Origin of the sequence: Dickeya zeae NCPPB 2538 (assembly GCF_000406165.1) — a bacterium.
Classification (GTDB): domain Bacteria; phylum Pseudomonadota; class Gammaproteobacteria; order Enterobacterales; family Enterobacteriaceae; genus Dickeya; species Dickeya zeae.
Genome location: NZ_CM001977.1, coordinates 2,174,787 through 2,192,608, shown reverse-complemented (window position 1 = coordinate 2,192,608; position 17,822 = coordinate 2,174,787). Strand labels below are relative to the sequence as shown.

Annotated in this window: 18 protein-coding genes; 7 read left to right on the top strand and 11 right to left on the bottom strand. The window is 51.0% G+C overall.

Annotated features, from left to right (window positions below; translation table 11 throughout):
* Window positions 1–36 precede the first annotated feature (36 nt).
* Window positions 37–495, top strand: coding sequence for an SgcJ/EcaC family oxidoreductase (locus DZE2538_RS09520; RefSeq protein ID WP_038916206.1), 459 nt, complete (start codon window positions 37–39; stop codon window positions 493–495).
* Window positions 496–609: 114 nt separating this feature from the next.
* On the opposite strand, the gene add is transcribed toward DZE2538_RS09520, so the two are convergent.
* The 3 genes from add to manA form a co-directional block, all read right to left on the bottom strand.
* Entirely contained in the window at window positions 610–1,623 is a 1,014-nt protein-coding gene (add, locus tag DZE2538_RS09515; protein WP_019845100.1) for an adenosine deaminase, read from the bottom strand.
* 329 nt (window positions 1,624–1,952) lie between these two features.
* Window positions 1,953–3,506: a YdgA family protein gene (locus DZE2538_RS09510; protein ID WP_038916205.1), complete on the bottom strand. Its 1,554-nt coding sequence runs from the start codon at window positions 3,504–3,506 to the stop codon at window positions 1,953–1,955.
* A gap of 56 nt (window positions 3,507–3,562) precedes the next feature.
* Window positions 3,563–4,747 carry a mannose-6-phosphate isomerase gene (gene manA, locus DZE2538_RS09505; RefSeq protein ID WP_038916204.1) on the bottom strand — a complete coding sequence of 395 codons (1,185 nt, stop codon included), beginning with the start codon at window positions 4,745–4,747 and terminating at the stop codon, window positions 3,563–3,565.
* A gap of 177 nt (window positions 4,748–4,924) precedes the next feature.
* On the opposite strand from manA, the gene fumC reads away from it, so the two are divergent.
* Window positions 4,925–6,322, top strand: a complete 1,398-nt coding sequence (gene fumC, locus DZE2538_RS09500; RefSeq protein WP_038916203.1) for a class II fumarate hydratase — start codon at window positions 4,925–4,927, stop codon at window positions 6,320–6,322.
* Window positions 6,323–6,325: 3 nt separating this feature from the next.
* Here the strand turns inward: fumC and tus are convergent, their stop codons facing one another.
* The gene (gene tus, locus DZE2538_RS09495; RefSeq protein WP_038916202.1) at window positions 6,326–7,252 is read right to left on the bottom strand and encodes a DNA replication terminus site-binding protein; all 927 of its coding nucleotides are present in this window, start codon (window positions 7,250–7,252) and stop codon (window positions 6,326–6,328) included.
* A 166-nt stretch (window positions 7,253–7,418) separates the two neighbouring features.
* Window positions 7,419–8,663, bottom strand: coding sequence for an MFS transporter (locus tag DZE2538_RS09490; RefSeq protein WP_038916200.1), 1,245 nt, complete (start codon window positions 8,661–8,663; stop codon window positions 7,419–7,421).
* A gap of 137 nt (window positions 8,664–8,800) precedes the next feature.
* Between DZE2538_RS09490 and DZE2538_RS09485 the strand changes: the two genes are divergently transcribed.
* The 3 genes from DZE2538_RS09485 (at window position 8,801) to bioD (ending at window position 11,867) form a co-directional block, all read left to right on the top strand.
* Window positions 8,801–9,715 (top strand): LysR family transcriptional regulator, encoded by a 915-nt coding sequence (locus DZE2538_RS09485; protein ID WP_012884753.1) that lies wholly within the window; start codon window positions 8,801–8,803, stop codon window positions 9,713–9,715.
* A gap of 116 nt (window positions 9,716–9,831) precedes the next feature.
* Entirely contained in the window at window positions 9,832–11,049 is a 1,218-nt protein-coding gene (gene mlc, locus DZE2538_RS09480) for a sugar metabolism global transcriptional regulator Mlc (RefSeq protein ID WP_023639704.1), read from the top strand.
* Window positions 11,050–11,195: 146 nt separating this feature from the next.
* Complete coding sequence (bioD, locus tag DZE2538_RS09475) at window positions 11,196–11,867, top strand: dethiobiotin synthase (RefSeq protein WP_012884751.1); 672 nt, start codon at window positions 11,196–11,198, stop codon at window positions 11,865–11,867.
* Window positions 11,868–12,046: 179 nt separating this feature from the next.
* Here bioD and DZE2538_RS09470 read toward each other — a convergent pair whose 3' ends face one another.
* The 3 genes from DZE2538_RS09470 to ydfG form a co-directional block, all read right to left on the bottom strand.
* The gene (locus tag DZE2538_RS09470; protein ID WP_012884750.1) at window positions 12,047–12,298 is read right to left on the bottom strand and encodes a DUF1161 domain-containing protein; all 252 of its coding nucleotides are present in this window, start codon (window positions 12,296–12,298) and stop codon (window positions 12,047–12,049) included.
* A 67-nt stretch (window positions 12,299–12,365) separates the two neighbouring features.
* Window positions 12,366–12,722 carry a DUF1283 family protein gene (locus DZE2538_RS09465; protein ID WP_019845107.1) on the bottom strand — a complete coding sequence of 119 codons (357 nt, stop codon included), beginning with the start codon at window positions 12,720–12,722 and terminating at the stop codon, window positions 12,366–12,368.
* A gap of 297 nt (window positions 12,723–13,019) precedes the next feature.
* Complete coding sequence (ydfG, locus tag DZE2538_RS09460) at window positions 13,020–13,769, bottom strand: bifunctional NADP-dependent 3-hydroxy acid dehydrogenase/3-hydroxypropionate dehydrogenase YdfG (protein ID WP_012884748.1); 750 nt, start codon at window positions 13,767–13,769, stop codon at window positions 13,020–13,022.
* Between the two features lie 131 nt (window positions 13,770–13,900).
* Between ydfG and DZE2538_RS21365 the strand changes: the two genes are divergently transcribed.
* Both DZE2538_RS21365 and DZE2538_RS09455 read left to right on the top strand, forming a co-directional pair.
* The gene (locus DZE2538_RS21365) at window positions 13,901–14,029 is read left to right on the top strand and encodes a hypothetical protein (RefSeq protein WP_269077919.1); all 129 of its coding nucleotides are present in this window, start codon (window positions 13,901–13,903) and stop codon (window positions 14,027–14,029) included.
* Between the two features lie 95 nt (window positions 14,030–14,124).
* Complete coding sequence (locus DZE2538_RS09455; protein ID WP_038916199.1) at window positions 14,125–14,895, top strand: class I SAM-dependent methyltransferase; 771 nt, start codon at window positions 14,125–14,127, stop codon at window positions 14,893–14,895.
* A 17-nt stretch (window positions 14,896–14,912) separates the two neighbouring features.
* Here DZE2538_RS09455 and DZE2538_RS09450 read toward each other — a convergent pair whose 3' ends face one another.
* From DZE2538_RS09450 to DZE2538_RS09440, 3 genes are all read right to left on the bottom strand, one after another.
* Window positions 14,913–16,139 carry a glycosyltransferase family protein gene (locus tag DZE2538_RS09450; RefSeq protein WP_012884746.1) on the bottom strand — a complete coding sequence of 409 codons (1,227 nt, stop codon included), beginning with the start codon at window positions 16,137–16,139 and terminating at the stop codon, window positions 14,913–14,915.
* Window positions 16,140–16,158: 19 nt separating this feature from the next.
* On the bottom strand, window positions 16,159–16,992 hold the full coding sequence (locus DZE2538_RS09445) for a mannosyl-3-phosphoglycerate phosphatase-related protein (RefSeq protein WP_038916198.1): 834 nt from the start codon (window positions 16,990–16,992) through the stop codon (window positions 16,159–16,161).
* 382 nt (window positions 16,993–17,374) lie between these two features.
* Window positions 17,375–17,815, bottom strand: a complete 441-nt coding sequence (locus DZE2538_RS09440; RefSeq protein ID WP_038916197.1) for an ester cyclase — start codon at window positions 17,813–17,815, stop codon at window positions 17,375–17,377.
* Window positions 17,816–17,822: the final 7 nt, after the last annotated feature.

Sequence of the window (17,822 nt, the reverse complement as noted above, 5' to 3'; positions counted from 1 at the left end):
AGAAAGTAATCATTACTTAATTGATGAGGGATAGACATGTATAAGAAAGTGCTGCTCTCGCTGAGTTTCCTCAGTGTCGTTACCGTATCTCAGGCTTATGCCGCGACAACGGAAACCTGTGTCAAGACCGATGAAAGCGCTATCGCCAGTTTGTTTGATCGCTGGAATGCATCGTTACAGACTGGGGATGCGAAGAAGGTCAACGCCAATTATGAGACCGACGCGGTGTTATTGCCGACGTTGTCTGGCAAAATGCGTACGACAGATGCTGAGCGCATTGACTATTTTGAGCATTTCTTAGCAAAAAAACCGGTGGGTAAGATTGATAACCGCGTTATCAAGATTGGGTGTAACGAAGCGCTGGATATCGGCAATTACACCTTCACATTTGGTGATAACTCACAGGCTAAAGCGCGTTACACCTATACGTATGCATTCAAAGACGGTAAATGGTTGATCTCCAGTCACCATTCGTCCGTACAACCGAAAGATTAATTGTGCTGGGATGGGATGCTGTCGACCATGTTATCGGCAGGTCACCTTAGGCATGAAAAAAGCGGATACCATAAGGCATCCGCTTTTTTTTGTCCGGTGCAGTCTTATTACGTCTTACGCCTGTCGTTGCTGAGCGCGCTGGCGCAACAGCTGTTTTTCCTGTTCAGAGATAAACGCCATACGCAGGCCGTTTTCTTGTGCCTGTCGGATATCTTCCGGCAACAGTCCCGCTAATGGTGCCGCTATCTCGTATTCATGGCGAATATCGATCCCTTGCACGGCCGGGTCGTCGGTGTTAATCGTCGCTGGAATACCGTGGCGCAGGAAATGCACCAGTGGGTGCTCATGCATCGCTTTTACCGTGCTGGTCTGCAGGTTAGAGGTCAGGCAGGATTCAATGCCAATCTGGTGTTCTGCCATATATTCCATCAGCTCGCTGTCGACGATCGCTGTGACGCCGTGACCGATACGCTCAGCCCCCAGTTGCTGTATCGCCTGCCAGATACTTTCCGGACCGGCGGCTTCGCCTGCATGGGCGGTGATACGCCAGCCCGCATCGCGCGCTCGGGTAAAGTGGGTAGTGAAGAGTTCACCGGGGAAACCGAGCTCATCGCCTGCCAGATCGATAGCAATAATGCCGTCTTTGTGTGCCAGCAACGCGTCAAGCTCTTGCTCACAGGCGTGGGTACCAAAGGTACGGCTCATGATGCCGATAAGACGCACCATCACGGCGTGATTATGGTCACGACAACCTGCGGTAATACCATCGATTACGGCTTCAACCACGCCTTCCAGCGGTAATTGGTGACTGAGGGCCATGTAGTAAGGCGAAAAACGTAACTCAGTGTAATCCAGTCCGGCACGGATTGCGTCTTCCACGTTTTCGTAAGCAACGCGGCGGCAGGCATCCAGCGATCCCAGTACGGCCACACCCCAATCCAGCTTTTGCAGAAAGCTGATTAAATCGGGTTCGTGATCGATTATCTGTACGTGGGGACGCAGGGACTCGAGGTCATGGCCGGGCAAATCGATAGTAAACTGGCGGCCTAAGTCAAGGATGGTTTGGGGGCGGATATTACCATCAAGATGGCGATGGATATCCGTCAACGGAATGTACGGATCAATCATGTTGTATGTTGTACTCGTTTTTTATTAAAAAAATCCATCAGCAGGCGGTATTCCTTGTGACGCTGGCATTACGCCACCGTTCCACAAGGGACAGAGTCTGATAACTCGTGTGCAGTATAAGAATAAACGCGGGCAATTTACCATTGATTGATAAAAAGAAGTTTATATATCAATGCGGACATAATACAAATTAAGCATAAGCACCTGATGCCAGCGTGTGTCATCCGCCTCGCTGTCTGTTGTACGGCATACTACGTGGTACTGCATGTTAAAACGCGATGTGCTTGCCGAGCGAAAGAAACCGGCGCCTGAGCGGCGCCGGTGAGCGATTACGGACTGACGGAGGCGTCCGGTTGGGTGTCTTCTGGTGCATCATCACCTTGCTCGGGCACATTTTCCGACGGCTGGGTGATAAACGGCGCGATGAACTCAGCCAACGGGATCTTACGCCCGTTGAAGGTCACGGTGCCATCGCTGTACTGCAGTGAACTGGTGATGGCATTGTCTTTGGTGACGGTAACCTGGCTCATCTGACCAATATTGGCCATCAGTTGGGTCTGCTGACGAGCCATCTGGTCCAGTTGCTTTTTCTCTTCATCCGTGGTGGCTTTCGGCGCTATCTGTATCATCAGTTCGGTAAGCATATCCATCGGCACGTTGAGGCGGGCGTCCAGACTTTTAACAGACTGGCGGATAATTGCTTCCTCGTCAGAGAGATTCGCGGTTGGCGCGGTGCTCTTTTGCAGCGGATCGGTTAAATCCAATGCCAGCGTGAAGGTACTTTCGCCTTTCGCGTTTTTCCAGCTTAATGGCGCTACTTTGATACTCGGATTACCTTTCAACAATTGCGGCAAATTGTGCAGAACCAGAGCAGCTAACTGCTGGTCGTAAACTTCTGGCGTCATCTGATCGATGTTTTGCAGCAAGGATTGCAGGTTCTTCTGGTATTCCGTCACGAATTGGCGGGTACCTTTGCCATCCAGCCCGGAGAAGGCGAAGTTAATGTTCCACGACCCCAGATTTTGATCGCGAAATAGCGCCGATCCTAGCGACAGGGTCAGCTGTCCTGCCAGATTCGTGTCGTCTTCCGAGCTGTGATTGACCAGCGAGAAATCGTTCAATACCAGGTTATCGCCGCTCTGAACATCCAGCGCCAGTTTCTTCAACGTGAGTTTGGCGTCGCCGATATTGAGATCGAATTTACCTTTGTGGGTGTCGCTGTTAAGCGCCAGATCCTGCAGCGTCAGTTTCTCATTCTGTCCTTGCAGGTTAGGTTTCTCCATCGTCAGGTTGGCCACATTGCCGACCACTTTGCCTGCACGCAGATTACCAGCCACATCGACCAACAGTGTTGTACCGCTGAAGTTAACCTTCGTATCCTGACTTTTAACGTCCAGCGCTTCCAGCGTGACGGCAGAGTGAGTATCGCCGTTATAGTCAATGCGGCTGTCTGTAGTGATGAACGGTTTGTTCTTCGTCAGATCAAACAGCGCTTTTACCGATTCAGTGTTGGCCAGCTCGCCGTGTACGGCGGCTAATGCCGGTTTCAGGCTAAACTGACTGGCGCTCAGTGGGAAGGGGCCGTGGAATACGGTGGCGTTAAAGACTACTTCGTCATTGGCACCTAACAGGCGTTGCCGGGCATCGGTACCGTCAGACTGTAACACCAATGCGACCTGGCTTTTGAACATACCACGGTGATAGTCCCGGTAGGCGACCTTGATGCCTGATTGCGGGTACGCGTTTTTTAACTCGTTGTTCAGATTGTCGGTGACATCCCCAATATGCTGTTCAATCTGTTTGCCGGTATACCAGGAGGCACCTCCCCAGGCTACGGCGAGCGCAATAACAACCCCAGCGGCTACAACTGTTTTTTTTGCCACGTTATATTTCCTTGTTGATTCAATGTGTTGTATTCCTCATCAGGGAATACATGGCGTTATACCAGTAAAGGCCGGTTATAAACACGGGCAATCTGACCTTTCCCCTGGATGTGTACCGGTGATTCACTGGCGGGGATAAAGCATGATTCGCCTGGCAGCAAGCGGACCTGCTGTGCGCCGTGTTCCAGTACTGCCTGACCTTCGACACAAAAGATAATAGCTGCACTTTGCTGACTCAGCATCTGCGGTACATCGGTAAGATAATGCAGTGAAAAGGCAAAGTCATCGACCGGAATAGGAAAACTCAGTTCGTTGGCCGTTTTTACCGGCGACGTCAGTAAGGTGTCAGCCGGTTTCGACTCAAAGCGGACGTTGGCGAGCAATTCAGGGATATCGATATACTTAGGTGTCAGACCGGCACGCAGAACGTTGTCCGAATTGGCCATCACTTCCAGCGCCACCCCTTGAAGATAAGCATGCGGGGTTTCGGCATACAAAAACATGGCTTCGCCGGGTTGTAGTGTAACGACATTCAGCAGTAACGGGGAAAACAGGCCGCCGTCATCAGGGTAAAACTGTGCAATAAAGCGAATGGTGTCCCAAGGTTCGCCATGTTGATGGCTCAAAACCTCTTTCAGTCCGGCGATAGCGGAGGCTTTCTGCTCGCCTTCCATGCTCAACAGGCTGGAGAACAAGGTACTGAGCGTTGTGCTATCAGGGCATGACAAAAATGCGGCGATAGCCGGGTGGGCGTTGGCTAGTGGTTGCAACAAACCGGTGATCGCTGTCAGCTCACGAAAGCCATTCATCGCCAGATAAGGGGTGAGGGCAAAGACCAACTCCGGTTTGTGATTAGCGTCTTTGTAATTGCGTTGTGGGGAGTCAAGCGCTATACCGGCGGCATTTTCACGCGCAAACCCGACTTCGGCCGCAGACTTACTGGGGTGAACCTGAATCGATAACGGCTGTTCAGCACATAATACCTTGAAAAGAAAAGGTAACTCACCAAAGCGTTTTGCTACCGCCGTACCTAAAAAACCGGCCGGGTCTTTATTGATCAGATCCCGAAGGCTCTGTGCCTGCCCCTGCTCATCAAGTAAGAGAGAGCTACTTTTCGGGTGCGCTCCCATCCACAGCTCTGCCATGGGTTGATTGTCTGGGTTTTCAATCCCATACAGTTCGGTTAACGCGTGTTTACTGCCCCAGGCATAATGCTGCACATTGTTGCGCATTTTTTGCATAATATTTTCCTGCTATTAAATGGATTGTTAATTTCATGGCGATAACGGCGGGTAATCGCGCCTGAAAAGGTTCCGCCATCTCAATGCCCGCTATGCTAATGCTTTATATGCCATGATTCCAGAAGGGTAATAATTCGCAGTCATCTGAAAATGACGTGTTTCGCAAAGGAGAAAACCATGTCAGACACGCGTATTGAGAAAGATTCCATGGGGCCGATTGCCGTGCCGGCAACGCATTTGTGGGGTGCTCAGACCCAGCGTTCACTGGAGCACTTTCGTATTTCGGAAGAAAAAATGCCAGGTGCACTGATCATGGCGCTGGCACAGACCAAACGTGCGGCAGCGCGCGTCAACATGGATTTAGGGTTATTAGCCGACAATAAAGGTGATGCCATTATTCAAGCGGCAGACGAAGTCCTGAGTGGTCAGCACGTCGGAGAATTCCCGCTGGCTATCTGGCAGACGGGCTCTGGCACGCAAACCAACATGAACATGAACGAGGTTCTGGCGAATCGGGCCAGCGAATTGTTGGGGGGCGTGCGGGGTAATGACCGGCTGGTGCACCCGAATGATGATGTCAATAAAAGCCAGAGTTCTAACGATGTTTTTCCTACCGCCATGCACGTTGCGGCAGTGACCGTGCTGCGTGAACATCTGATCCCTGAATTGAACGTGTTACAACAGACCCTCGCGGATAAGGCGACGCAGTTTGCCGATATCGTCAAGATTGGCCGCACTCACCTGCAGGATGCAACGCCGCTGACGTTAGGGCAGGAGATTTCTGGCTGGGTAGCGATGCTATCGCATAATGTGCGCCATCTCGAAAATAGCATTCCTCACCTGTGTGAACTGGCGTTAGGTGGTACAGCTGTCGGTACCGGGTTGAATACACACCCTGAATACGCGGTACGGGTGGCGGCTGAACTGGCTGCGTTGACTGGGCATCCCTTTGTGAGTGCGCCGAATAAATTTGAGGCGTTGGCCACCTGTGATGCGCTGGTACACGCGCACGGTGCACTGAAGGGGCTGGCCGCATCATTGATGAAGATTGCGAATGATGTGCGCTGGCTGTCCTCCGGGCCTCGTTGCGGTATTGGCGAGATTGCCATTCCGGAAAATGAGCCCGGTAGCTCGATTATGCCGGGGAAAGTCAACCCGACACAGTGTGAAGCGATGACCATGCTGTGTTGCCAGGTGATGGGGAACGATGTGGCGGTTAATCTTGGGGGCGCATCCGGTAACTTTGAGCTGAATGTCTTTCGGCCGATGGTGATTCACAATTTCCTGCAATCCGTTCGGTTATTGGCTGATGGTATGAAGAGCTTTAACGAGCATTGCGCCGTGGGCATTGAACCTAACCGCGAGCGGATCAACCAATTGCTGAATGAGTCGCTGATGCTGGTGACCGCGCTCAATCCGCATATTGGTTATGACAAGGCCGCTGAAATCGCCAAAAAAGCGCATAAAGAGGGGCTGACACTGAAGGCATCAGCCTTGAAACTGGGCTATCTCACTGAGGAGCAATTTACGCAGTGGGTTCGCCCAGAGGACATGGTCAGCAGTATGAAACCGTGATACTCAGGCACCGTCATCGGTATACAGATGCAAGCGCGGGATCAGTAACCGCAACGGCTTGGCTTTGGGTCGATGGCGATGCTGAATGTTGTCAGCATCGTAGTCATTGAGGTCTCCCATCACCGGCATCGTATCCTGATGACACAACACCAGCAGCGGTGACGGGCAGGGATGCTGTACTTGCTTCTGCTGTTCCTGATACCAGACCCGTGCAATCGGCTGAACTTTCACGGGCCGCTTGATTTTTAGCAACGCCTGTTCCGGCAGGCGCTTCACATCTCGGATTTCCTGCTCCAGCAACGATGCCCATTGCTCCTTGCTGTAAGGGGCCTGGCTGCGTCCTGCCTGCAGACTTTTCTCCAGTTTTTCCAGTAACGTATCACGGGTAATGTTGTTGATGATGTTCTTGTTCGCCCAGCCAAATCTCACCGAGGCCGGATCAAGCAGCAGGGTAATGGTGCGATAGGCGCTCAGTGTTATCAGCCCTTTGAGGTGGGCATGGACAAAATCGAAGCGCTGTTCGGGTTCCAGTCCAGACTCCACGGTGATGATCTGCTCCAGTTCCTTTTTCCGGGCGTTTATGTTCGTCACTAACTGACGAGCCTGTCGTGATTCAGCGTTATTAACCCGAAAACACAGTACGCCGGGCAGGCGGATGGCTGCTTTGCTACTGATAGTTTCAGCGTAGTGGTGAATGAATAAATGCCGAAAATGCTGCAAACCGATATCTCGGGCTTCTATACCAGTGACGGGCGTAACCTGAATATGCGTTACCGGGTCATGCTCTGTACCTTTTTCTACCGAAGGAAGGGTAAACAAGCGCCCGCCGGTAAATTGAAAGGCGAGAAACAATTGATGCATTTCAGCCAGATGCGCTTCCAGTGAGGTAAAGCAGTGGTTCATCCGTTCAATCAGGTCGTAGGCAGGCATAATTATCAACATCAAATTAGTTACAACATACTATTTATTATATCCCAAACGCCCAGTTCAGCAACGCATCTTTTTATCAGCTTGGTAGTACGAAAAAGCAGAGTACCCACCGATTCTGAATTTTCAGCACCGGTGGGTAGAAGGGGGGAGATAAGTCACCGTTGAATCAATTTTTCAGGGATTTCAGCTTGAATCCTAAACCGATAGCCAGCGTCAGCAAGCATGACAGAAACAGCACCAACCCCGTCCAACCATAGTGATACCAAAAGAAACCACCTGAAGTACCCGCGAGGCTCGACCCCAGATAATAACAGAATAGATACTGCGACGAAGCCTGACCTTTCGCACGCAATGCACGCAAACCAATCCAACTACTGGCAACCGAGTGGGCGGCAAAGAACCCGGCGGCAAAGAGCATCATCCCCAAAAACATCATCAGCAGCGAACTGAACAGGGTCAATAGAAGGCCTGATAACATCAGCATAATACTGCCGACCAATACCGGTCCCCGGCCGAAACGAGCAATCATCGCCCCGGCGCGTGGTGATGCGTAGCTACCGGTGAGGAAGACCACCGACAGCAAACCCACCACCGTTTGACTCAGGTTGTAAGGGGCATCCAGCAAGCGATAGCCAATATAGTTGAACAGCGTCACAAAGGAGCCCATCAGCAGGAACCCTTCGGCAAATAACAACGGTAGACCAGCATCACGCCAGTGTAAACGGGTATTGATCCACAGTGTTTTGGGGCGCAGCGAACCGGCACGAAAGTGATGAGAATCAGGCAATATCCGCCAAAACGTCAATGAGGCCAGTAACGCGACGATGCCAATACAGGTGATGGATACACGCCAGCCGAAAAAATCAGCAATGACCCCGGTTAACAGACGGCCGCTCATCCCGCCAATTGAGTTACCGCTAATATACAACCCCATAGAAAATGCCACCACACTGGGATGGATTTCTTCACTCAGGTAGGTCATGGCTACCGCGCCCACACCGCTGAGCGATAAGCCAACCAGAGCGCGCATCACCAACAGGCCGACCCAGTTGGTCATCATGCAACCTATCAGGGTAAATACCGACGCCAGTAGTAGCGATACCACCATGACATTTTTACGACCAATGGTGTCTGATAGCGGGCCGGTAAATAACAATCCGACAGCCATCGTCATCGTGGAAACGGAAAGCGACAGGCTGCTGGTGGCCGGAGATACGCCAAAAGCCTGCGACAATATCGGCAATATCGGCTGTACGCAGTACAACAGGGCAAAGGTCGCCAGACCGGCAGAAAACAAGGCGAGCGTAACGCGAATGAACGACGGCGTACCTCGGCTGATAAATGGATTTTTGTAAACAGGAACGCGGGTGTCGCGTTGAGGTTGGATATCGTCAGTGACAGAAACGGACATTCTCTGTGCAGACATGGGGGTACTCAAAATCAATCCTTATCCGGAAAAATACGGCAAAAACATCAGTGGGTAAATCATAGAATTAGCTCGATTGTTTTGTATAATATATTAATTGTTAATAATGATATTTTATAAATATGAATATTGAGCTCAGGCATTTACGCTACTTCATTGCCGTCGCCGAAGAGCTGCATTTTGGGCGGGCAGCGGAAAGATTGCATATTTCTCAGCCACCGCTCAGCCAGCAGATTCAGGCTCTGGAAGAGCAAATCGGCGCTCAACTGTTGGAGCGAAATAACCGTAATGTACGCCTGACACAGGCGGGCGAATTATTTCTGAAAGAGGCCTGGGCCATCATCAGCCAGGTCAATCAGGCGGCAGAGCGAGCGGCCCGCATTCAGCGCGGTGAAATAGGGGAGCTTAATATCGGTTTCACCTCATCAGCTCCGTTTGTTAAACAGGTTTCGCGTAGTCTGTTGCAGTTTCGCCAGAGCTATCCTGAAGTACATATCCAGATGATGGAGATCAACACTAAGCAACAGATTGCACCGTTGCTTGACGGTAAGCTGGATCTGGGCGTCATGCGTAACAACCCATTGCCGGATATGCTGCGTCATCAGCTACTACTGCATGAGCCAATGGTGGCGGTTGTGCATGAGGAACACCCGCTGGCTTCTGTTCCCGGCGGGCATATCAGTATCCAGCAGTTAGCCAATGAACCCTTCGTGTTTTTTGCCCGTGAGGTGGGAACGGCGCTGTACGATGAAGTCCTGAATTTGCTCAAAAGATACGGCATTACACCGTACATTACGCAGGAAGTCGGCGAGGCGATGACGATTATCGGTCTGGTCTCATCCGGGTTAGGGGTTTCCTTGTTGCCAGCGTCATTCCGTCGTATCCGGATAGATGGCGTAAAATACCTGTCGTTGCAGGAAAAAGACGCTATCAGTGAAATGTGGTTAGTAACCCACCAGCATCGCCCGCTGAACACCGCCGCCCAGACGTTAATCACGCTAATGTTGGGTAATACCCTCAAAAATATGTGCGGTTAATCACATATCGAATCAAATATTTGACGGCTATTTACAAAAGCTCCACCATAGCCTCAGTTTTTTATTTTACAGCGTAAAAAATACCCATTACGCCTAATTGCAGGAGCCGCTTTACCGTGATTGTCAGTGGTCAGCCGGGACACATCGATCAGATCAAACAGATGAATGCAGGTGGCGTTTATCGACTGATCGATGAACATGGCCCCATCTCCCGCATTGAGTTGTCAAAACAGGCCCAGCTTGCTCCCGCTAGTATTACCAAAATCGTGCGCGAATTGATGGAAGCGCATCTGGTACGGGAAACCGAGTACCAGGAAATGGGAAGCCGTGGGCGGCCGGCAATCGGCCTGGTGTTGGATACCGAAGCCTGGCACTACCTATCGGTACGAATCAGCAACCAGGTGATGACGTTGGCCCTGCGTGATTTGAGCGGCCATCTGGTGGTGGAGGACAAGGTTGATTTACCGAGTGAACATCCCCAGCCACTACTGGAACGCATTCTGACGGACATCGATCAGTTTTTTATCCGCCACCAACGTCAGTTGGAACGACTGACCGCTATCGCCATCACGTCACCCGGTATGGTGGACTCATCCACTGGCATCATTCACCGTATGCCGTTTTACGCCGTAGAAGAAATGGCGATCGGCCCGGCGCTGGAAAAGCGCACAGGGGTGCCAGTTTATCTGCAACATGATATTTGCGCCTGGACGATGGCAGAAGCGTTGTTTGGCGCATCACGCGGTTGCCAAAACGTTATCCAGATTGTTATCGATCATAACGTCGGTGCCGGCATTATTACCGGCGGGCGTATACTGCATGCCGGTAGCCGAACGCTGGTGGAAATTGGTCACACGCAGGTTGACCCTTATGGTAAGCGCTGTTATTGCGGTAATCACGGGTGCCTAGAAACGGTTGCCAGCATCGAAAGTATGCTGGAGCTGGCCCAGCAGCGCCTGAAAGGTTCAATGAGTTCACTGTTGCATGGCTCACCGTTGACGGTCGAATCGCTGTGTGAGGCAGCGCTGAACGGCGATCAGCTGGCAAAAGATATTATCGTTGATGTTGGCAATAACGTGGGCCGTATTACCGCTATCATGGTTAACCTGTTCAATCCGGAAAAAATTCTCATTGGTTCTCCGCTTAATCAGGCCGCTGATATTCTGTATCCTGCCATTCTTGATTGCATCCGCCGTCAGGCATTACCGGCTTATAGTCACCATTTGCAAGTCACATCGACCCATTTTTATAATCAGGGAACGGTGCCCGGTGCCGCTCTCATCAAGGATGCGCTCTATAACGGTTCTTTACTGATTAAACTGATGCAGGGTTAATCAGTATCGCGTCGTGTCTTCGCTTACCGACAAAACATTGCGCTAACGCAAGCCGCTCCACAGGCCCATCCCCTAGACTTTAGGCTTCATCAGTACGTTTTTTGAGGTTTATTTTTTCAGGTGGGGCCTGCCGGAGTGGTGTTTTCATGTTAAAGCGTATGTTTGTTACAGGAACGGATACTGCCGTTGGAAAAACAGTCGTATCGAAGGCGTTATTACAGGCGCTGACGAAAACGGGCAAAACCGTGACGGGGTATAAGCCTGTTGCCAAGAGCTGCAAGGAAACAGAAGAGGGGCTGCGTAACAAAGATGCGCTGATCTTGCAGGAAGCCTCGTCGATCCCACTGTCTTATCAGCAAGTCAATCCTGTGTCGTTACAGGAAGATGAAATCAGTGCCAGCGAACAAGAGATTAACTACTGCGCGATGACTGAAGGGCTGAACCAGCTTGGCGGGTTATCGGACATGGTTATCGTCGAAGGCAGTGGTGGCTGGCGTACCTTAATGAACGACATGCGGACCTATTCGGAATGGGTGGTTCAGGAGCAATTACCGGTCGTTTTGGTGGTTGGGATAAAGCTCGGTTGTATCAATCATGCGCTACTGACGGCGCAGGCGATTATTAATGATGGGTTGCCGCTGGTCGGCTGGGTCGCCAACCGCATTAACCCAGGGCTGGCTAACTATGCTGAAATCATCCAGGCGCTGCGGGAAAAAATTCCTGCTCCTCAATTGGGTGAGCTACCGTATTTGCCCCGCGCAGAACAACGAGATTTGTCCACGTACATTGATCTTTCCGCGATTAGCCAGTCGTTCTAACTGTCGACGGGTACCCGGTTCTATATCATCCACGGCCTATGGTGGAGGTAATCCCCGGGTATTTGAATAACAAAGAGGAAAGGGGAGAATGTCGCTCCCCTTTTTTATATCGCATCATGACATCAATTGATTACGTCTAGCGCTTATTACCCACCGGGTGAGCGCTCTGATCGTCGTTATCAATTATCCGCAAGGCGGATATAAACGATTTTCTGTGTATCCTGGCCGCAATGACCAACAACCTGGCCGCCGTGCTGGCTGACCTGATCGTTAGGTACGATATCCAGCTCGAAACCGGATTCAGGTACGCCATTGTTGATAATCTTGCGGGCGATGTCATCGCGAATCTGTTCACACGAGGCTTGTGACGCTTGTGCGATAAGTGGTGTCAGTAACAGCGCTATTGCACCGGCCAGCATCGTTTTCTTCATGGCATCCTCCCACTCATCTTGATGGTTTATCTGCCCAGTCTGGGCAGATAAAGTATAGATCAATCTATCAGGGTGTTACCGGACGGCCAGAGCGACGGTCAAGGCAGCGCGAAGAGCTGGGTTCCCAGTAAGCATTGAAGTTGGAACTGGCTTTGCATTTCTCTTCAAGTGCTTCTGCCATATCGGCTTTATCGAAATCCCGATCGGCTTTATCAACGCGTTTTTCAAGATGCTTGTTCACTTTATTACGCAATGTACGTGTCTCATTCCAGTCTTCGCTACTCTGGCGCGCCGCTTCTTTTGATAACGCACTGTTGCCGTTATCAATCACGATGTGTTGCGCAGCCTGTGCTGATGAAAAAAGACCCAGACTAAACAGGGATGAGGTAAGAAGAAGGAGTAAATTACGTGTTTTTTTCTGCATGTTTCACCCAGACAGGAGTTTCTGTAAATACGAAAGCAAGGTTGTCATAACCAAAGATAGCGTCATGGTGACTATAGCATCCGCTACCATCAACAAACTATAACTGAACTAACAGATTCAGGGTACGTCGCTGCTTTCACTGCAGTATAGTCTGGGCGGAGTCGGTATCACTGCGCCTGAATGGCATGGCAGATACACCGCTCCGCGTTCGTCCCTGAATGTTCACATCAGGCGTTGGCGCATCACACCGAAAGCCTATTGATGTGGTATTACTTTATCTGGTACTACCGGTATGAATTACTCGTCGCGGGTAACCTTCAAGCCACCGTATGTCTGGCTGACCGGCATCATTTCCAGCGTGTTGATATTGACATGAGCAGGTAATGTCGCCACCCAGAACACCGCTTCAGTCACATCTTCCGGCGTCAGTGGGTTGGATTTGTCATATGTCTGGCTGACCTTGGCTTCATCGCCTTTAAAGCGTACGGCGGAGAATTCTGTGCCGCCAACCAGACCGGGTTCAATATTGGTCACTCGCACACGAGTGCCGGACAGGTCAGCCCGCAATCCCAAGCTGAACTGACGCACGAATGCCTTGCTGGCACCGTAGACATTCCCACCAAGATAAGGCCAGTTGCCCGCAGTCGAGCCGATATTAATGATATGGCCTACATTACGTTTCACCATTTCCGGCAATAGCGCATGGGTCATAAAGACCAACCCTTTGTTATTGGTATCGATCATGGTTTCCCAGTCATCTACGTTGGCTTTATGCGCAGGCTCTAACCCCAAAGCCAGACCGGCATTGTTGACCAGCACATCAATATTGCGCCATTCGGCAGGTAACGTAGCGATAGCCTGCTCAATGGCTTGTCGATCGCGAACATCAAGACGAAGCGTGAAAAGCGCATCGCCATATTCAGCTTTCAGCGCATCAAGACGTTCCTGGCGGCGCCCTGTGGCGATAACCTGATGGCCTTCTTTGATAAAACGCCGGGTAATTGCCTCACCAAAGCCCGCCGTTGCACCGGTAACCAAAATAATCATGCGTTTTTCCTCTGTTATTTCTGACTGCAATGCCTGGCTGCAATCTTCCGCTTTTGACAGCGTTTGAGCCCAACTTGAACCCAACACGGTGCTTGCCACGTTATCACGAAGATCTTGCCTGTAACATCATAATGAAAATCAGCATACCTCAACGTCATGGCTATCTCTATGTCAGTGTTGATCTTTTCGGTGCCACTCGTACTCAGGATACCGCGTTGCACTATGTTGCAGATATTCTGTCGAGCCGGGCCGCAGGCTAATCCACACAGGTTTGTTATCGATTATTGACTGGCTCTATAGTAGTTTTTGAGGTAATGATGAGTCTGGGTATCAATAACACGGGTAAGGAACAGGTATGGAAAGCAGCAAAAGTCACCAGCAGTCCGTCGAACAACAGTTTGGTGAGCAGGCTAACGCCTATCTTAACAGCGCCGTTCACGCTCAAGGCGAAGACCTTGCCCAGTTGGCCCAGCGTCTACAGGGCAACCACCATACCCGTGTGTTGGATTTAGGCTGTGGTGCCGGCCATGTCAGCTTTACCATTGCCAGTCTGGTCGAAAACGTGGTGGCATGCGATTTGTCGCCTCGGATGTTGGATGTCGTTGCCAGTGCTGCACAGGAAAAAGGGCTGGCAAATATCAGGACTGAGCAGGCGGTAGCGGAGTCATTGCCATTTGCCGATGGTAGTTTTGATGTCGTGGTAAGCCGTTATTCAGCCCATCACTGGCAAGATGTCGGGCAGGCGCTGCGGGAAGTCAGAAGGGTGCTGAAACCGGGTGGAGAAGCAATTTTCATGGACGTGATTTCACCCGGCCACCCGGTGCTGGATGTTTATCTGCAAACGGCGGAAATGCTGCGCGACACATCGCATGTACGCGATTATACCTCGGGTGAATGGTTGACACTGCTGAGCGAAGCCGGATTGACAGTACGTTCTTTGCAAACATCGCGTCTGCACCTGGAATTCCAAAGCTGGGTGACGCGGATGCGGACTCCTGAACACTTTGTCACGGCAATCCGCGCCCTGCAGCAGCAAATGTCGGCCGATGTTATCCGCCATTACGCTATTGAGCCGGATGGCTCCTTTACCACCGATACGGCTTTTATTGTTGCCAGTCGGGGGTAAAGGAGTAAGACAGCAGACTATGCATCACTCATTTCCTGATTATCTGCTTCAACGGCGTCGTACAGCCGCTCCAGAATATCAGGAAATGCTGACTGAACACGGTTCCAGCTGGGGACAAACGGTTTGTCCCCAGGACTGTCACTGTATGCCTGCCCTGATTGGGTAATGACATCAGCAAACAGTTCGACTGCCGATTCTTCGGTATGGCGATCAAAATGCAGGCCATTCATACGGGCATCATGTTCGAATGAGTCGATCATATCCAGCGCGGTTCGATAATAAGTAGCACGTAACACCCGGAACGAATCCGTTGTGATATTCACGCCCTGAATTGCCAGTTTGCGGTATAACGCTTTGGTGATATCCATCGCCATACGCTGCAATCCGGAGCTGGGGTCGTTTTCCGACATCGGTTGATGTTTGTGGTCGTAATTGTCAGCGATATCCACCTGACAGATACGGCTGGTCGCTGTTCCCCGGTGGATTTCCGATAACATACCGATTTCCAGCCCCCAGTCGCTCGGAATGCGTAAATTCCGCAGCACATGACTGCGCATCGCGAATTCACCGGATAGTGGATAGCGAAAACTGCGCATATACTCGAGATAATCTGAATTACCGTAAACGCTTTGTAGCGATTTCAACAAGGGGAAGACCAGCAAACGCCCAACGCGGCCATTCAGTTTTCCCTCCGCTACCCGTGCGTAATAGCCTTTGCAGAAATCGTAGTGAAAATATGGGTTGGCAATTGGATAGAGCAGGCGAGCCAGCATAGTGCGATCGTAAGTGACAATGTCACAATCATGCAATGCAATACAGGCTGTGCGCCGTGACGCTAAGGTATAGCCAACACAAAACCAGACATTACGACCTTTGCCTTGTTCCATCGGCGCTAATTCTTTGTCGGTCAGTTCCTGACTGAGCCGGGTCAGGCGCGGGCCATCGTTCCACAAAATGCGGTGCCGCTGCGGAAGGCGGGAGAAAAATTGCCGGGCAAACAGAAACTGCTCACGGTCGGCCCTGTCCAGCCCGATGACGATTTCTGACAGGTAAGGTACCTGAGAGAGCATATCGACAATCTTATCCAGCGCCGGGCCTTCGAGCTCAGAATACAGGGAAGGGAGGATCAACCCCATGCTGCTCTGACCGGAAAACACCTGTAATTCGTATTCCAGCTCTTCAACGCTGCGCCGGGTAAGGTTATGAAAATTGGTAATCATTCCATCCTGATAGAATTCACTCATGGTTGCCATTCCTCCCATCTCAATCAAGCAGTTCAGCCCCGTAACGGCTAAGAAAATACGTGAGCCCTTCATTCCAGCCAGCCGGTCCGGCAGCCTGAGTACGGTAGATCTCCTTATGATTTTTTTGTGACAACGTCACGTTGTGGGTATGGTGACCTTTGATGATCACGGCGTAATCAGTTGCTTCCAGTAACGATATATCGTTGGGGCCATCACCTAATCCGATAGTGACCACAGGCCCTCGGCTTGCTGATTGCATTTGTTTTATCAGGCGCTGTACCGCAGTACCTTTACTGATACCGTCAGGCATTACGTGAAGAAAACGACCGCCTTGTGTTAAACACAGCTGTTTTTGGGCCAGACAGGTCTTGAATGTTTCCAGCGATGTCGCATCGTCTTGCCACAATATAGGCTCGGAAGCGTAGCGTTGACGGGCCAGCGCCGCCTGCGGCAGCGTTAAACCTGTCTCCGCCGCCACCGTGACATCATCCATATCCGCAAAACCACAGAATAGAAAGCCGAATTGTTCACGTAAGCGTTGTAGTTCCCGACAGAGATCAGGGTAGGTAAAGGAATACATTGAACGTGCGGATAGCGGCGGTGTTTGCCAGCATGATGGCAGCAAAATGTGAGCACCATTTTCCGCGATAGCCGGCATGCTGCTTAACCCCAGTTCCTGCTGCAGCGGCAGGAGTTCCGCGGCTGTTTTACTGGTGGTGATGACAACTGGCACCTGATGACGTTGCAAGCGGTTCAGCCAGAGTTTGGCTTCATCCCAACGGTAGGTGTAGTGGTCCAGTAATGAACCGTCCAGATCGGTAAAAATAACCCAATTCGTAGTCAATTCAGGCACTTTACCTCCTGTGTCTATGTGGGGGTGATGAGGGAATGGTATAAGGCAACTGACATGCGGATTGGCGACATAACGCTATTCGCCTGATTATTTTTATGGAAATGATTCGAATGCTTTATTAAGCCTAGACAGGGATCACGGTTTTGGCAAATGTGGGTTATAGCTCAAGTCAGCGCGATTGACCAGCCCGAACGCCAGAACCCGCCTGACCTTACATTGGTTCGTATAATGTATATTATGTTAAATTAAGTTTGAAGGACACTACGTTCATAAGCATGCACAGACCACCACCAACACTTATCTCATCTTCCCTTCTTCCTGGCAGATATATGGGGATAACGTCGCACAGGTGTTTTGCACGCGGGTGAGAAAATCCGCACAGCTATGAATCGTGATCACGGATCTCGGTGATTCGACCTTCCTGCACGACGATCATTGATTTGAGCTCCATCGCCAGTATAACGCCAGCCTCAAACCGCCCTGGGATGGTTACAATCGGCGTGCCACGCCATTCAGTGTCGATCAACACGAGATCACCCACGGCATACATCCCGCGGATCTGCGTAAAACGACGATCAGGGAAAATGTCCACGGCCATCTGTTCCAACATCGCGATGAAGCTATCGGCGTCTCTGGCGTAAGCGCCACGACTCTGATGCGAGAACTGGAAGTGATCGGAGTTGAGCAGAGAGCGGAGTGTTGCGAAATCCTGCTCGCAATACGCCTCGATATAGGCTCGCGCGACGTCGACAACCTCATTAACGCCTGCGAATAAAGTCGATTTAGGATATAGCCCTCGACCAGTGTCGTCATTTAAAGCCATACACTTC

What these genes read in the sequence shown, in the direction of transcription:
- DZE2538_RS09520 (WP_038916206.1), top strand. Translation starts at nt 37, where the DNA reads ATGTATAAGAAAGTGCTGCTCTCGCTGAGTTTCCTCAGTGTCGTTACC.
- manA (WP_038916204.1), bottom strand. Translation starts at nt 4,747, where the DNA reads ATGCAAAAAATGCGCAACAATGTGCAGCATTATGCCTGGGGCAGTAAA.
- tus (WP_038916202.1), bottom strand. Translation starts at nt 7,252, where the DNA reads ATGCCTGCCTACGACCTGATTGAACGGATGAACCACTGCTTTACCTCA.
- DZE2538_RS09455 (WP_038916199.1), top strand. Translation starts at nt 14,125, where the DNA reads ATGGAAAGCAGCAAAAGTCACCAGCAGTCCGTCGAACAACAGTTTGGT.
- DZE2538_RS09440 (WP_038916197.1), bottom strand. Translation starts at nt 17,815, where the DNA reads ATGGCTTTAAATGACGACACTGGTCGAGGGCTATATCCTAAATCGACT.
- ydfG (WP_012884748.1), bottom strand. Translation starts at nt 13,769, where the DNA reads ATGATTATTTTGGTTACCGGTGCAACGGCGGGCTTTGGTGAGGCAATT.
- DZE2538_RS21365 (WP_269077919.1), top strand. Translation starts at nt 13,901, where the DNA reads ATGAAAATCAGCATACCTCAACGTCATGGCTATCTCTATGTCAGTGTT.
- DZE2538_RS09490 (WP_038916200.1), bottom strand. Translation starts at nt 8,663, where the DNA reads ATGTCCGTTTCTGTCACTGACGATATCCAACCTCAACGCGACACCCGC.
- bioD (WP_012884751.1), top strand. Translation starts at nt 11,196, where the DNA reads ATGTTAAAGCGTATGTTTGTTACAGGAACGGATACTGCCGTTGGAAAA.
- DZE2538_RS09485 (WP_012884753.1), top strand. Translation starts at nt 8,801, where the DNA reads ATGAATATTGAGCTCAGGCATTTACGCTACTTCATTGCCGTCGCCGAA.
- fumC (WP_038916203.1), top strand. Translation starts at nt 4,925, where the DNA reads ATGTCAGACACGCGTATTGAGAAAGATTCCATGGGGCCGATTGCCGTG.
- add (WP_019845100.1), bottom strand. Translation starts at nt 1,623, where the DNA reads ATGATTGATCCGTACATTCCGTTGACGGATATCCATCGCCATCTTGAT.
- DZE2538_RS09450 (WP_012884746.1), bottom strand. Translation starts at nt 16,139, where the DNA reads ATGAGTGAATTCTATCAGGATGGAATGATTACCAATTTTCATAACCTT.
- DZE2538_RS09470 (WP_012884750.1), bottom strand. Translation starts at nt 12,298, where the DNA reads ATGAAGAAAACGATGCTGGCCGGTGCAATAGCGCTGTTACTGACACCA.
- DZE2538_RS09465 (WP_019845107.1), bottom strand. Translation starts at nt 12,722, where the DNA reads ATGCAGAAAAAAACACGTAATTTACTCCTTCTTCTTACCTCATCCCTG.